Below are 14,859 nucleotides of genomic sequence, written 5' to 3'. Positions count from 1 at the left end.
TCCTATGAGGCATGATGGTTGCGGGGGCAGGATTTGAACCTACGACCTTCGGGTTATGAGCCCGACGAGCTACCAAGCTGCTCCACCCCGCGTCACTGTGAGAACATGTCTACATGCTCCGTAACCTGCTGTCAACTAAAATACTGACTTTATGCAGATTTTTTAATCCTGCCGAAAGAACACTTACTTTCGGCACTCAGTCAGGAGCTTTGAGCTTCCCGCCACCGTAATCTCCGTCATAACCGGAAATCAGGTGGTTGCGGGGGCAGGATTTGAACCTACGACCTTCGGGTTATGAGCCCGACGAGCTACCAAGCTGCTCCACCCCGCGTCACTGAGAAGAGTAGGTCTACAGACACCACCCAAGTATGTCAACTTAAAATTTGAAATTAATTCAAATTAACAAACATATTCAATTAATAACCCTCATTTGCTGCTTATTTACGGAAATAGTTGATTAATTCACTGCGCAGACTTTCGAGCAATTCTGTTTCCACATTCCAAGAATGCCAATAAAGCGGGACCGGAACCCGGCCCTGCGGCATGACTTCAACCAGCCTGCCGGATTCGAGTTCCGGCTGGGCCTGAAATTCCGGGACCATGCCATAAGCCAATCCCCGGCAGACGACTTCCACGAAGGATTCCGACGACGGAACATAAAAAATAGGATGCGTGACCGGCTGACCGGGGAAAACCTTCTCCAGCATCTGGGATTGTGTTTCGTCCTTCCTGTTAAAGACAGCAGCGGGAGCTTTTGCAACTGTCTCCTTGTTGAATCCGTTACTGAACCATTTTTCATGAAACTCAGGGGAGCTGAGACATATGTAATCGAAGGAAACCAGAAAATCGCTACGGCAGCCTTTTACTGGTTTTGCCCCGGTTCCGATACAGCCGACGACCTCGCCACGGCGCAGCATCTCATGGGTGCGGTTCTCATCATCCACATAAAGATCGAGCAGAACACTGTGCTCTTTCAAAAAACCGTCCAGCGCATCCAGAAACCATGAAGCAAGGCTGTCCGCATTCACGCCCACAGGCAGGGTCACGAATTCACCACTGGGATTAAGACCCATTGAGTCGCTCAGTTCATGTTCCATTAACCGGATACTGCGCAGATGTTTAATCAGTTTGCGGCCATCCTCGGTCGGCTCAGGGGGCGAGGAACGCACAACCAGCACCCTGCCAAGCTGTTCCTCAAAATTTCGGATACGCTGCGATACCGCCGACTGGGAAATATTAAGCTTCAAGGCTGCCTTATCAAAGCCCCCTTCCTCGACCACCGCTGCCAGAGCTTCAAGAAAAATATTATCAAGCATGGACTCATCATAAGTTATACTTATGGAAAATGAAAATGTTTAATTTTACTAATTATGATCGCCACTCTATATTCCTGAAAAAAAACAAGGGAGCTATTAATGTCTTCAATTATACCATATATGCAGGGATTCGGAACCGGGGCCGGGCTGATTATTGCCATCGGCGCGCAGAATGCTTTTGTACTTACCCAGAGCATCAGGAAAAATCATCATCTGACCATTTGTCTGGTCTGCGCAATTTGCGATGCTGTTTTGATCAGTCTCGGTGTGCTGGGAACCGGGGAATTGATTGCGTCCAACCCCATGCTGCTCAAGCCTGCCGCGTGGGGCGGTGCGGCTTTCCTCACTTGGTACGGATTCGGATCTTTTCGCTCTGCGTTGAAGGGGGGACAGCTTGAAGCGCAGGAAGCCGTAACAACAAGCTTGAAGTCGGTCATATTACTAACCCTGACCATCACCCTGCTCAATCCGCATGTATATCTCGACACCGTTGTAATGCTAGGTTCCATCAGCGGACAGTACGAAGGAATGGAGCGGTATATTTTCGGGTTCGGAGCCATGTCCGCATCTTTTGTATGGTTCTACACACTCGGCTTCGGTGGACGGGCCCTCGCCCCGCTGTTCAAGAAGCCAGTGACTTGGCGGGTCTTCGACAGTGCGGTCTGCCTGACCATGTGGGTTATCGCATGGCATCTGGCTGAAAAAGCCATGAGTGTTTAATGGAGCCTTTTGGTATTGGAAATGCCTTCGGCGACCCTGCCGGGGGCTTTAAACCCTTTGAAAAGGGTTTAAAAATCCCAAACTTTTTTAATAACGCTTCGCCGGATTAAATGGCAAAAATGGTTTTAAGCAATTTAAATGTTTAAACGTGGTTAAACTTCAGCATTTGAGAATACAGAGATTTTGAAAAAAGGGTTCTCTGGACTCTCCTAAAACTTTTATTAAGCTTCGCTGATTTTAATTTACGATTGGTTTTAGCGCGGGGAATTGCATTCCGTTTAACCAGCCCTAAATAAACTGCCGCCCCAGTGCCACCACCAGCATTCCGGCCAGCATGGCCAGAAATACGTTTTTGGTTTTAAAGGTGATGGCAACGGTTACCAGACCGCCTGCGAATCCGATTAAGCCTTCGTTAAAGAAGCCGGGAGCGGCGAGGGAAATCAAAATGGTTCCGGGCAAAGCTTTCATGGCCCTGCCGAAACGGCCCCCGGTAGGCAGGTATCCCGCCAGCAGCAGACCGCCCACGCGCATGGAATAGGTTGCCAATGCCGCAAGGGCAATAACCAGAATTGCGTTTTCAGGACTGTAAATATCCATTATGAATCCTCCCCTTCTTCAACAGCAGGCATGAATGCCGCACAGCATGCACCGGAAATTCCACCAACAAGGATGTACCACTTGCCGGGAATGAAGTGCTCGGTCAGCACCGATGTGCTGATGGCGACCAGCCACGGCAAAGCATCCTGCTTACCCTGCCAAAGGGAAACCGCCAGCGCGGTGAAGACTGCGGTAAAAGCGAAATCAAGAGCCAACAATTTGGGATCAGGAATCATACCGCCAAAATACATCCCGCCCATGGTTCCCGCGCTCCAAAAAAGCACCAGAATCAAACCACCGCCAAGAAGATGAAAAACATCACCCTCCCCTTTGCGGGCCGCGACCATAGTCATGGCCCAGTTCTCGTCGGCCACAAAATGCATCAGCGACAGACGGCGCAGAATCCCCTGCCCTGCAAATAAATCCTTCAGCGATGCCCCGATCAAGACGTAGCGCAGGTTGACGATAATCACCGCGAGGACCATCTCCAGCACCGGAAGCGGCGCATTCCACATATCGACCAGCACAAACTGCGCAGACCCCGCAAACATAAATACATTCAGAGCCATCATATCCGCACAGCTGATGGACTTCTGTGCTGCCAAGACCCCCAGCACCCCGGCGTAAGCAACCACACTGGGCAATAAGGGCACATTGGCTTTAACGCCACGCATGAAACCGCTCATTATAAAGACCTCCAGATTGAGGAAGACTAGTTGATTAGTAAAATCCGGAATAGGAAAGAATTGCTGTTTAACTGAAAGCGAAAGAACTTAAAAGATACAGTTGGAATAAAAACGACCCAAACAAAAAGCCCGCTCTCAAATAAAAGAGCGGGCTTCAAATCTCAGAACTAACTTAAAAACTAAAACGGAGAAGCCCAATAAAAATTTTTGGGATTCTTAAACCCTTTTTACAAAAAGGGTTTAAGCCCCCGGAGGGCCCGCCGGGAGGCTCGCCGAAGGCTACAACAACTCCCTGACTTCATCGCCGGACTTTGCGGCCAGTGCTTTCTCAGCCAAGGCGCGGCAATCATCCATGGAAACTGCGCGAATGGCTTCCTTCACTTCGGGAATAGACGGCCCGCTCATGCTCAGCTCATCAAGCCCGAGTCCGAGCAGCAGCGCGGATGCCTTGGCATTCCCGGCCAGCTCACCGCACATGCCGACTTCAATCCTGTTCGCGGCAGCAGCGTCACAGGTCATTTTAACCATACGCAGCACTGCGGGATTGAGGCTGTCGCAGATTTTGGCTACCGACTTATTGCCACGGTCCGCAGCCATCACATACTGAGTCAGGTCATTGGTGCCGATGCTGAAAAAATCGCAGATCGCGCCGAGCTTTTCAGCTTCGGCAACAGCGGAAGGCACTTCGATCATGATTCCGGTCTTGATATTCTCGGCAATGTTCATGCCTTCGGCAATCAATGCCTCGCGAACACTATCCTGAAAATCAAGCACATTCTGAAGCTCTTCCACCCCGGAAATCATGGGGAACATGATCCAGATATTTTCCTCGCTAGCCGCCCGCAGCAGAGCGCGCAGCTGGGTGCGGAAAAGCTCAGGCCGGGCCATGCAGAAACGGATCCCGCGTTCACCGAGGAACGGGTTCTCTTCTACAGGGGTATCGAGATATTTAACCGGCTTATCACCGCCGATGTCGAGAGTGCGAATGATAACCGGATTACCGTTCATGGCCCTGGCAGCTTCAACATACGCTTCAAACTGCTCCTGCTCATCCGGTTCCTGATCGCGATCCTGAAAAAGGAACTCGGTACGGAAAAGACCTACGCCTTCTGCGCCGTATTCAAGCACTCGGGAAGCATCTGCCGGAACACCGATATTGCCCATGACCATGATTTCGGTTCCGTCCAAGGTTTTAGCCGGAGCGGCTCCCTTGGCCTTGGCTTCTTCGCGTTCGGCTAGCCATTTTTCACGCCTGGCGGAAATATCATCAAGCTTCGCCTGATCCGGTTCGGTCCAGACAGTACCTTCAAAGCCGTCCAACGCAATCATCTTACCGTCGGAAACCTGCCCGAAGCACTCCCCGGTTCCGATAACTGCGGGAATGCCCATGGAACGGGAAAGGATAGCGGCGTGCGAAGTAGCACCGCCGATCTCTGTAACAATACCTAACACTTTCTCCGGGTCCATCCCGGCTACATCGGAAGGAGTCAGGTCGTGGGCGACAATGATGGACTCACGGTCAAGGATGATTCCCTGCTCTTCTTCACCGGTCAGCACACGAAGCACGCGTCCGCCGCAATCCATGACGTCTGCGGCACGGGCCTGCATATAGCTGTCTTCGAGTTCGCGGTAATCAGCGGCCATTTTATCCATAACCTGAAACCACGCAAACTCGGCATTGACCTTTTCACCGGAAATTACGGAAACGGCTTTGTCACGCATGTCCTTGTCACCGAGGATCAGCCCGTGAACTTCAAAAATCGCAGCGTTGGCCTTGCCTGCGGTCTTTTCTGTCTCACGCTGCAAAGCCTGAATATCTGCCAGCGCGTTGGTAACAGCCTGATCGAGCCGCGCAACTTCAGCATCCACGTCGGAAATAACGACGCGCTCAACTTCCGGAAGTTTCGCCAAATGGGCGTAAACGGGACCGACCGCGTAACCGGCGGAGGCAGGTGCGCCGTGCACAAATCCTTCACCGCCGACCTTGCAGGCCTCCACTTCCATCACCGCTTCGGTGACATCTTCATCCCGCTCACCGAAATTGTCGGCATGCAAAGCCTTGATGCCTTCAATGGCCTGCTCTGCGTCAGGTCCGGTAGCTGTAACTGTGATGGTTTCGCCATTTTTGACCGCCAGCAGGGCAACCTGATTGATGCTCTTGCCGGACGCGCTTTTGTCATCCTTGGTGATCTGAATGGCTGATTGAAATTTTCCGGCCACGGCAACAAGATTTGCCGCCGGGCGTGCATGGAGGCCCATTTTATTAAGCACCAGCAGATCAATGCTCAGCTCTTCGCCTTCCTGAGCTGCAACTGCTGTTTCTGCCTGTGCAGCAACAGGCTGAACAGTCTCCCCGGTAATAGGGGCCAGCTGTTCGATCTTAACATTCAAAGCTGCTCCTGCTTCGGCACTTACCTCTTTGAGCGAAGCACCGACGGATGCCTGTACGGCAGCAGCCATGGTTCCTTCCACGATGGGCGCGGAACAAAGCAGAACCTTTTCCTTGACCTCGTCGGGCAGGAAATCGAGCGCGGTTTCAGCACTCATGAGCGCGCTGCCGAGATCCATGATAACCAGAACGCCGTCTTCGGACTGGGCCGCAACGGACTCAATAGCCATCATGACCTTCATAGGATCTGTGCCAATGGGATTGTCCGGGTCGTCAATGCCTCCGGCAGCTTCCATGACCACGGAACCGCGAGTCATCTGCTCCGCAAGTTCCAAAACACCCTGAGCCAAAGTCTGGCTGTGGGAAACAATTACTAATCCTACCATATAAAACTCCTTGCCTCCGGCGGCCCTACCGGGAGTCCCTCCGGGGGCTTAACCCCTTTTGCAAAAGGGTTTAAGAATCCCAAAACCTTTTAATAATTTATTGTGTAAATACGCACAAAAATAATGCTGCAAGAAATAACTTAAACCCCCGACGCGAAGCATACTAAAAAGTTTTGAGGGGATGGGGTCTGGGGAAGGGGAACTTTTTCCAAAAGTTCCCCTTCCCCAGCCGCCGGAGGCAATAAATATTTAAGACAAAACTTCTTTCAGGGTTTCCAGCATGTAGAAAGAGGAAGTTGCGCCGGGATCCTGATGCCCGATGGATCTTTCACCGAGATAACTGGCGCGGCCTTTGCGAGCCTGCAGGGGAATGGTGTCGGCAAGAGCCTTTTCACCTACGGGCAGGGCCGCTTCCACGATAGCGAGAACATCGTCACCGTTACCTGCTTTTTCCTTGATCACTTCAAGCACGGGAGCCCAAAGATCGTACATGGTCTTGTCGCCGAGATCGGGACGACCGCGCTGGAGAATGCCTTCAACACCTGCTTCGATAACTTTTGCGAAATCTTCGGAGTTGAGCTCTTCCTTACCGCCCATGATCATGCCGCCCTTCATCCAGAAAGTTCCGTAAAGGGGACCGCTGGCACCGCCGACGCTGGACATGAGGGTCATACCCACGGTCTTGAGGATAGTTCCGATATCTTTGTCTTCAACGGTGGGCAGCTTCTCGGCAACTTTGCCGAATCCACGGTTCATGTTGATTCCGTGGTCGGCATCACCGATAGCGGCATCGAGTTCAGTGAGATATTCTTTTTTGTCGGCGTAAACTTCGTTGAGTTTGCCGAGCCATGCAATGAGTTGTGCCTTGTTCATGGACATTTCATATCCTCCAAAAGGTGACGCCATCTAAAACTGGGTCGGGTTAATAAATTATAGTGGGCATATACGTGCAACAGCGTCAGCCCTGAGGTTTTCTTAAAAAAACGGGAACGCAGGCGTGAAAGACAACTCCCACGCCTGCGCATTTTAAACTAATTATTATGGCAAGTTAAACTTACCAATTCAGACCGGGAGTCTTTGCCGGAGCATCCCAGAACTTGAGCATTTCATCATCAACCTTAAGCAGGGTGATGGAAAAGCCCTGCATTTCCAGAGAAGTGATGTAGGGTCCGATCAGGTTGCGGACAATGTTGATGCCCTTGGCTTTGCAGACTTCATCAAGCTTTCTGTACACAGCGTAAAGTTCGGAAACCGGGGTTCCGCCCATGCTGTTAACGAATGCGATAACGTTGTCGCCCTTGGCAAAAGGCTCGTCGATAAGTTCTTTGTCTTCCCACTCGGAACCGTTCCATTCACGAACGATACGGGAGTATGCGGGATCGTCAATGATCTGCTCGGCAGCGTACTGGGTCATTTCATCAACGGATTTGAGCGGGGTGCGCTCGATACCGGGTTCACCGTGGATACCGATACCCATTTCAACTTCGTCTTCACCGAGATCAAAAGTGGGCTTGCCTGCTGCGGGAACGGTGCAGGAGGTCAGCGCAACACCGAAGGAGCGGCCGTACTGGTTAACCTTGCGGCAAAGATCAGAGCATTTTTCAAGGTCGTAGCCTGCTTCAGCTGCAGCACCGACAATCTTTTCAGCAAGAACGGTGGTTCCAACGCCGCGACGTCCGGCAGTGTAAAGGCTGTCTTTAACTGCAACGTCATCATCAATCAAAATATTCTGGACCTTGACGCCTTCAGCTGCAACGAGTTCGGCAGCGGCTTCAAAGTTCATTACGTCACCAGTGTAGTTCTTTACCATAAAAAGAACGCCTTCACCGCTGTCTACGGCTTTGGCGCATTCGTACATCTGGTCAGGTGTGGGAGAAGTGAAAACTTCACCGGGGCAGGCGCCGTCGAGCATACCTTTGCCGACAAAACCGCCGTGCATGGGTTCGTGGCCGGAACCGCCGCCGGAAACAATTGCGACTTTTCCTTTAACTGGAGCTTCAGAACGGACTACGTAGTAGGGATCGTAGTTCACTTTCAGCTCAGGGTGAGCGAGAGCCATGCCCTCAAGCTGTTCCTTAACCACATTTTCCACATCATTAATCAATTTTTTCATAGTAAAAATCACCTCTGGTTCTAGGTTCCTTACGTGCGAAAAACATTAAATCAATTGCTAAATGTTGTCGACAAATGAACGCAATTTTTTTCGCTTCTATTAAAATTATTTTTAATGGGCACGCTCAATTTTCATTTACGAACACAATTTTCTCAATATTTTCCGCGAGAAATAGATTTTAATATATTTTCATTACTGAGACATTTCTATTAAGAAAATGATCTACACCCTATAATTGCACACTTTCCTAACATAAAAGTAAGCACTTAACATCACCCTTTCATGGTCATCTTTAATTATTTCAGATTCGAAACTGCGACTTGATATTGATAACGATTTCTTTTATCATTTAGTATGGTCAAACTCCAATCAATGATTAACATATATATTATGAACAAAATAATAAATCTTATTTGCCATATATCCAGGAGACACTGGAACTGTCCGGTAGGAGGGGAACAAAATGAGAAACATAATTTTTATATCTTTACTGGCTATATTCTGGGTAACCTCAACCGCACAAGCTGCAACCATAACGGGGTGGGCACATACGGACAACATAAGTGCCGAGATTTCCACTACGTACAACGCTAACGACTCCAGCCTCCTTCTCACTGTAGTCAACACTTCCCCCGCCAATTCAGCATACCTCACCGGGCTTATCTTCTCCTCTTCTGACGCATCTCTCAATCTGAAGGACGTAAATTATTATTCCGGTTCCGTATCAACCTCCCCTATGAACGTAACAAACGACTGGTCCCTGGGAACTCCTGACAGTTCTCTGCTAAATGCAGAGCCCATGAAGTATCTTGAAGGGTTAAATACTGCTCTCTACACTGGAAATGATTTTTTAGGAGGGAACCCGCAACTTGGCCTGCAGATAGGTAGCACCGCGACCTTCCTGTTTGAAGTTGATGGATCTTATCAAGAATCAGCAAATGATTTCATCGCCCGTTTCCAAAGCATCAACTTTCCGGGCCTGACCGGATCTGATAGCGACTTCGCTTCCTCGGTCCCGACTCCCATTCCGGGGGCTGTATGGCTGCTCGGAGCAGGATTGGCAGGGATAGCAGCCCTGAGGAGCAGGTTAAGTTCATAACCACAAACCAAGCCTCCAGCCGATTTGTTCGGCTGGAGGCTTTATAACGCTTAAATACACCTGCAATCACAACTTACCGACGCACTTTGAATAGTCCCCCTCGATTCTGAAGAATAATATCTTTTTAAGCCTAAAGATCTTCCTTCCAGATGGATTGATGAATATATTTAGAGTAGAGTAAAATGACATTTTATTTTTTTGGAAGGTAGAGACAAATGTATCCGGGGAGGGCAAATGAATAAATCCATCATTATTTCACTTCTGGCATTACTGGTAACGGTATCTGCTGCTAACGCAGCGACAGTTTCAGGCTGGAGCCACTCCGACTACGTCAGTGCTGTCATAAATCAATCATATTCCTCCACCGACTCCAGACTTGTGCTCACAGTAAAGAACACTTCCCCTGCTGATTCCGCCACCCTGCGCGGGCTGATCTTTTCGGCTCCGGGTGCAACCCTGAACCTGCGCGAAGCCTCCTACTACTCGCAGTCGGTTTCGAATCCCGTACAAATGACCGAGAACTGGTCAGTGGGAACCACTAAAGGCGCAAGCCTCAATGCTGAACCGCTCAAATATTACTCTGGGCTGGATACAACCCTTTTCACCGGTAAAAAATTCCAGGGAGGAAATCCGCAAAACGGCCTTGAAGCAGGCTGGACGGCAACATTTGTCTTTGACGTTGAAGGGGAACTGCAAGCTCCTGCCAGCCAGTTCATCGCACGCTTTCAGAGCATCAACTATCAAGGTATGACCGGTTCAGACAGTGACTTTGCCGCACCGATGGCAACGCCCCTCCCGTCAGCTCTGTGGCTGATCACCTCTGGTCTGGCTGTACTTGCCGTATGGAAGAAAAAAATGAGTTCATAAACATCATTCCTTAAAAATAAAAACCTCCAGCTTAAAATTAAGCTGGAGGTTTTTTGCTTGTCTTTTATCAAACAGAATTTAAACGTGGTTGGCGCACAAAAAAAGGCTCAACCTAAAGGTTGAGCCTTTTGATGAAGCATGGTGGTTGCGGGGGCAGGATTTGAACCTACGACCTTCGGGTTATGAGCCCGACGAGCTACCAAGCTGCTCCACCCCGCGTCACTGTGAAAGAGGTTCTACAGACGGGGCCCCTTTGTGTCAACAGCTATTTACAAATTATTTAAATTTTCTTATCTCAACTCTCGATATGACAAACCAATACGAACTTTCCCTCGTGATCCCTGTGTACAATGAACAGGATAATTTGCGAAAACTGATGCAGGAAATTGATTCGGCTCTCGAACCTATCAATGTTCCATACGAAGTTATATTTGTCGACGACGGCAGCAAAGATAACAGCCTTGCCGTTCTCAAAGATATTTCATCCACTTACCCCAAAGCCCGTTATATTTCATTTGCGGAAAACCGGGGCCAGTCCGCTGCTTTCTGTGCCGGATTCGATGAAGCCCGCGCACCGCGTGTTGCTACCATGGATGCCGACCTGCAGAACGATCCTGCCGACCTTCCGGCCATGCTCAATCTTTATAATGAAGGGCATGAGATGACCATCGGCTGGCGTCAGAAACGTAAAGATGTCTGGATCAAACGCATCGCTTCCAAAGTCGCCAACGCCATCCGAAACAGGCTGACCAATGAAACAGTACAGGATACCGGGTGTTCTTTGAAAATAATGAACACCGCTATGGTCCGGGCCATTCCCAGATTCAACGGCATGCACCGCTTTCTGCCTACGCTCATGAAAATGCAGGGTGCTTCTGTTGCTGAAATGAAGGTCAACCACCGTCCGCGCTACGAAGGTGAGTCCAAGTACGGAACCCTAGACCGGGCCATCGCCGGGGGATACGACCTGCTCGGCGTACGCTGGCTGCTTGGCCGTCATTTTTCCTATTCCGTAAAAGAACGCAGCGGCGACGAATAAATGAGTTCCATTAGCAGCGAATCAAAACTCAGCATGAAAGCCCTGATCAAGGGACTTGCTATGCTCGCGGTCATGGGCTTCTCGGTATACCTCATCCGCTATGCCGGACTGGCTGACGCCCTTGATACCCACTGGATGGATGAACACGTCCGATCACGCGGACTGGCCGGAGTTCTGACCTATGTCGGGCTGGCAGCATTTTTTTCAGCAGTGGGTTTTCCACGGCAGGTTATCTGTTTCATGGGTGGATATGCCTACGGGTTTGCGCTGGGAACCCTGCTCGGAACCATCGGGACAGGACTTGGCTGCGCCGGGGCTTTTGTCTATTCCCGGCTGGTAGGACGCTCTTTCATTAAAAGAAAATTCGGCGCTCGCATCCAGAAAGTAGATGATTTTCTGAGCCGAAGTCCGTTCAACATGGCCCTGACCATCCGCTTTTTCCCGCTGGGCAGCAACGTCGTCACCAACGTGCTGGCAGGCGTGACCAGTATCCCGGCCATGCCCTTCATACTCGGCTCGACCATCGGCTACCTGCCCCAGAATATGGTTTTCGCCCTTTTCGGAAGCGGCGTGGAAGTTTCGTCCTCCCTGCGCATGTTTATGGCCGTAATTCTGTTCGCAATCTCCTCTTTTCTGGGATTTCGAATCTACCGCAAATACCGCAATCAAGCCGAAGCGGTTGTAGAGTAATCAACTCCGGGACATGAGAAAAGATAAGCCCGGCACTGATTTTTCAGTGCCGGGCTTTTTTATATTTCTTGATTGACATCGAAAATCGTTTTCAATATCAATTGAATCACCCAAGCCAAACAAAACAAACCAACAGAGACAATAATGAACCCAAAATTAATAGCCGACTCACTGCATACACTCATCAAATCCCAACAACCCACCTTCCTCTGGGGCCCTCCCGGAGTAGGTAAAAGTCAGGTCGTGGCTCAAGTTGCGCAAAAACATAGCCTTGAGCTGACCGACCTGCGTGCCGTGCTTCTCGATCCTGTCGACCTGCGAGGGCTACCACGAATTTCCGACGATGGTGAGGCAAGCTGGTGCGCACCCTCCTTCCTGCCAAAAAAAGGAGAAGGTATCCTCTTTCTGGATGAACTTAACGCCGCCCCACCGCTGGTACAGGCTGCCTGCTATCAGCTGGTTCTTGACCGTAAGCTTGGCGAATATCAATTGCCGCAGGGCTGGACAGTCATAGCTGCCGGGAACCGGGAATCCGACAAGGCCGTAACCCATCGCATGCCCTCAGCCCTTGCCAACCGCTTCGTACACCTTGATTTCGAGGTGAATGTTGAAAACTGGCTGAACTGGGCCTCAAATAACAACATCGTGGACGAATTGCAGGCTTTCATAAAATTCAGGCCCGGTCTGCTGCATGATTTTGATCCGTCTCGCAGCGAAAAAGCATTTCCATCTCCCCGTTCATGGGAATTCGTTTCAGGAATCATCAAGTCCGGCCCTTCACCTGAAGTTGAATTTGAGCTTTTCAAAGGAACTGTAGGCGAAGGTGCAGCAGCAGAGTTCGCCGGATTCTGCAAGATCTACCGCAAACTGCCTGACCCGGAATTCGTGCTCAAATCACCAGATAAAGTGGCTATTCCTGAAGATCCGGCCACAATTTACGCACTTTGCGAATCCATAGGCGCAAAAGCTTCTGCAGAAACAGCGGAATCTGTAATGATTTTTGCTTCAAGGCTGCCTGCGGAATTCGCAGTGCTACTGATACGTAATGCTGTTAAACGGGACCGTTCAATTGTGGAAGCCGAAGGGTTCAACCGCTGGGCCACTGCTAATTCGGATATTCTTTTCTAGGAATTGACAATGAACGCTGACCGCAAACTACTAAAAGCACGGACAGAACTGCTGCTGCGCCAGCCTTTCTTTGGCTCCCTTTGCCTACGCATGAGTCCGCATGAAGACCGTACATGTACCGGAGTATGGACCGATGGTAAAACACTGGCATACAACCCTCATTTCGTGGACAAGCTATCTCATGAAGAGTTGCAGGGAGTGCTGGCCCATACGGTCATGCACCCTGCCTGCCAGCATCACAAACGACGTGGCAACCGAGATGTGCGGCTATGGAACATGGCCTGCGATTATTCTATAAACTGGATTTTGCTGGAAGCTGGCTTCAAACTTCCTGACGGCTTCATGGACGATGAAAAATACCACGGCAAAAGTGCCGAGAATATTTTCACCGACCTGACCAAGGATTTCGATCAGGCCGGAAACCCAGAGATCGGCAAAAAACAGGACGGCCCTAAGCGCATTGATATCGAATATGAAAACGGCAAAGGCGAAGGCAACGACCTTGAATCCGGGGATGACGATGAACGTTCCCAGACCGGAGATGATGGGGAATCTTATGCCGACGGCATGGATTCAGATGAAATAGAAGACTCCGAGGGTGAAACCGAAGAGGAGCAGTCAGCTGATCCCGGAGGAACCGGGGAAGTGCGCGATGCTGACAACGCAGAATCAGGCAGTGGCGACAGTGGAGATGAAACGGATAAAGACTGGCTGCAAGCTATGGCACAAGCGGTTAACCATACCCGCGATTGCGGCGATCTGCCCGGTGGCCTTGAACGGCTGATACAAACCCTGCTCTATCCAAAAGTGGATTGGCGGGAGTTACTGGACCGATACATAAGCGCCCGCGCCCGCCATGACTATGCATGGACTCCGCCCAGTCGCCGCCATCTGCACATGGGCATGTATCTGCCCTCTCTTTCCACCGAGCAACTTCCTGAAGTTGTTCTGGCTGTTGATACTTCCGGCAGCATCGCCCCGGAAGAGCTGGAACAGTTTGCAGCCGAACTTTCATCAATTCTCGAGACCTACGATACAACTATCAGGGTTTTATGGTGCGATCTTGAAATTACCGGCGAGCAGCTTTTCACCCGCGCTGACCTTCCTCTTGAGCTGCAACCGCAGGGAGGAGGCGGGACTGATTTCCGCCCGGTGTTCAACTGGATTGAGCAAAATAATATTGCCCCGGCCTGCCTTGTCTATCTCAGCGATATGGAATGCGGACAATTCCCGGAAAATGAACCGGATTATCCAGTACTCTGGGCCAGAACCGGAGGCAGCGGTTATGCTCCGCCATTCGGTGACATGATTGATGTTTGTTGAAAAATAGCCTCAAGGAGGGTTAAATGATCATTGAATGGAACATAAACAAGAAACGGGGAAACTTCCGCCCGGTGCTGAGCTACAGCATCAAACTAGAAGAATTTGAAAAAGAACTCGGATTGCCGCAGGTCGTTATGGAATCCACCATCCCCGAACCTCCCAATTCGTGGTCCGCGAGCTGTCTGCCCGAAAAATGCGAACGGTCCGGTGAAACCTGCTCCACTTACCGCTTATACACCCCGAACCATAAAAAAGGTGAAGTCGAAGGAAAATTCACCCTGCCATGGCGCACAGACTCCGATTATCCCGAAATTCAGGATTCATTCACCAGATTGCGAGATCACTTCGAAATAATACTCAAAGAAGCATACAACAGCCACCCGGTAGACTTGAACGGCAGGCTTGAACTTTCTGAGGAAACACGGAAATACATTGCCGGCGGACTGATATCACAACGTTTTCTCGAAGCTGTCGGATTTTAATCTTGCGTATTGCAAACTCAATCC

At 50.3% G+C, this 14,859-nt stretch carries 14 protein-coding genes and 3 tRNA genes; 8 read left to right on the top strand and 9 right to left on the bottom strand.

Going from position 1 to position 14,859, the window contains the following annotated elements:
• Positions 1 to 15 precede the first annotated feature (15 nt).
• From ACNI29_RS14435 to ACNI29_RS14425, 3 genes are all read right to left on the bottom strand, one after another.
• Positions 16 to 92 (bottom strand) — tRNA-Met (locus ACNI29_RS14435).
• Between the two features lie 162 nt (positions 93 to 254).
• A tRNA-Met gene (locus ACNI29_RS14430) sits at positions 255 to 331 on the bottom strand.
• A gap of 106 nt (positions 332 to 437) precedes the next feature.
• Positions 438 to 1,316, bottom strand: a complete 879-nt coding sequence (locus ACNI29_RS14425) for a LysR family transcriptional regulator ArgP (protein WP_419779063.1) — start codon at positions 1,314 to 1,316, stop codon at positions 438 to 440.
• A 99-nt stretch (positions 1,317 to 1,415) separates the two neighbouring features.
• Between ACNI29_RS14425 and ACNI29_RS14420 the strand changes: the two genes are divergently transcribed.
• Positions 1,416 to 2,036 (top strand): LysE/ArgO family amino acid transporter, encoded by a 621-nt coding sequence (locus ACNI29_RS14420; RefSeq protein WP_419779062.1) that lies wholly within the window; start codon positions 1,416 to 1,418, stop codon positions 2,034 to 2,036.
• A 288-nt stretch (positions 2,037 to 2,324) separates the two neighbouring features.
• On the opposite strand, the gene ACNI29_RS14415 is transcribed toward ACNI29_RS14420, so the two are convergent.
• The 5 genes from ACNI29_RS14415 to dhaK all read right to left on the bottom strand — a co-directional run bounded on the left by ACNI29_RS14415 (position 2,325) and on the right by dhaK (position 8,207).
• Positions 2,325 to 2,633, bottom strand: coding sequence for an AzlD family protein (locus ACNI29_RS14415; RefSeq protein WP_419779061.1), 309 nt, complete (start codon positions 2,631 to 2,633; stop codon positions 2,325 to 2,327).
• Positions 2,633 to 3,319 (bottom strand): AzlC family ABC transporter permease, encoded by a 687-nt coding sequence (locus ACNI29_RS14410; RefSeq protein ID WP_419779060.1) that lies wholly within the window; start codon positions 3,317 to 3,319, stop codon positions 2,633 to 2,635. The genes ACNI29_RS14415 and ACNI29_RS14410 overlap by 1 nt, the downstream gene beginning before the upstream one ends.
• A gap of 279 nt (positions 3,320 to 3,598) precedes the next feature.
• Positions 3,599 to 6,094 (bottom strand): phosphoenolpyruvate--protein phosphotransferase, encoded by a 2,496-nt coding sequence (ptsP, locus tag ACNI29_RS14405; protein ID WP_419779059.1) that lies wholly within the window; start codon positions 6,092 to 6,094, stop codon positions 3,599 to 3,601.
• 249 nt (positions 6,095 to 6,343) lie between these two features.
• A complete protein-coding gene (gene dhaL, locus ACNI29_RS14400; RefSeq protein ID WP_419779058.1) occupies positions 6,344 to 6,973 on the bottom strand; it encodes a dihydroxyacetone kinase subunit DhaL in 630 nt (209 codons plus the stop codon).
• A 175-nt stretch (positions 6,974 to 7,148) separates the two neighbouring features.
• On the bottom strand, positions 7,149 to 8,207 hold the full coding sequence (gene dhaK, locus ACNI29_RS14395) for a dihydroxyacetone kinase subunit DhaK (protein WP_419779057.1): 1,059 nt from the start codon (positions 8,205 to 8,207) through the stop codon (positions 7,149 to 7,151).
• A gap of 463 nt (positions 8,208 to 8,670) precedes the next feature.
• Between dhaK and ACNI29_RS14390 the strand changes: the two genes are divergently transcribed.
• Together ACNI29_RS14390 and ACNI29_RS14385 are read left to right on the top strand one after the other, a co-directional pair.
• The gene (locus ACNI29_RS14390; protein ID WP_419779056.1) at positions 8,671 to 9,306 is read left to right on the top strand and encodes a hypothetical protein; all 636 of its coding nucleotides are present in this window, start codon (positions 8,671 to 8,673) and stop codon (positions 9,304 to 9,306) included.
• A 234-nt stretch (positions 9,307 to 9,540) separates the two neighbouring features.
• On the top strand, positions 9,541 to 10,173 hold the full coding sequence (locus tag ACNI29_RS14385) for a hypothetical protein (RefSeq protein WP_419782128.1): 633 nt from the start codon (positions 9,541 to 9,543) through the stop codon (positions 10,171 to 10,173).
• Between the two features lie 142 nt (positions 10,174 to 10,315).
• Here ACNI29_RS14385 and ACNI29_RS14380 read toward each other — a convergent pair.
• Positions 10,316 to 10,392: transfer RNA gene (locus ACNI29_RS14380), tRNA-Met, on the bottom strand.
• A gap of 88 nt (positions 10,393 to 10,480) precedes the next feature.
• Between ACNI29_RS14380 and ACNI29_RS14375 the strand changes: the two genes are divergently transcribed.
• The 5 genes from ACNI29_RS14375 to ACNI29_RS14355 all read left to right on the top strand — a co-directional run bounded on the left by ACNI29_RS14375 (position 10,481) and on the right by ACNI29_RS14355 (position 14,835).
• Positions 10,481 to 11,212 (top strand): glycosyltransferase family 2 protein, encoded by a 732-nt coding sequence (locus ACNI29_RS14375; protein ID WP_419779055.1) that lies wholly within the window; start codon positions 10,481 to 10,483, stop codon positions 11,210 to 11,212.
• The gene (locus ACNI29_RS14370; RefSeq protein ID WP_419779054.1) at positions 11,213 to 11,902 is read left to right on the top strand and encodes a TVP38/TMEM64 family protein; all 690 of its coding nucleotides are present in this window, start codon (positions 11,213 to 11,215) and stop codon (positions 11,900 to 11,902) included. It abuts the gene before it with no gap.
• A 144-nt stretch (positions 11,903 to 12,046) separates the two neighbouring features.
• Complete coding sequence (locus tag ACNI29_RS14365) at positions 12,047 to 13,030, top strand: AAA family ATPase (protein ID WP_419779053.1); 984 nt, start codon at positions 12,047 to 12,049, stop codon at positions 13,028 to 13,030.
• 9 nt (positions 13,031 to 13,039) lie between these two features.
• The gene (locus ACNI29_RS14360; RefSeq protein WP_419779052.1) at positions 13,040 to 14,353 is read left to right on the top strand and encodes a vWA domain-containing protein; all 1,314 of its coding nucleotides are present in this window, start codon (positions 13,040 to 13,042) and stop codon (positions 14,351 to 14,353) included.
• 23 nt (positions 14,354 to 14,376) lie between these two features.
• On the top strand, positions 14,377 to 14,835 hold the full coding sequence (locus tag ACNI29_RS14355; RefSeq protein ID WP_419779051.1) for a hypothetical protein: 459 nt from the start codon (positions 14,377 to 14,379) through the stop codon (positions 14,833 to 14,835).
• Positions 14,836 to 14,859: the final 24 nt, after the last annotated feature.

Origin of the sequence: Maridesulfovibrio spiralis (SeqCode), from assembly GCF_048571135.1 — a bacterium.
Taxonomy (GTDB): Bacteria; Desulfobacterota; Desulfovibrionia; order Desulfovibrionales; family Desulfovibrionaceae; genus Maridesulfovibrio; species Maridesulfovibrio spiralis.
This window is presented reverse-complemented; position numbering and strand designations above follow the sequence as displayed.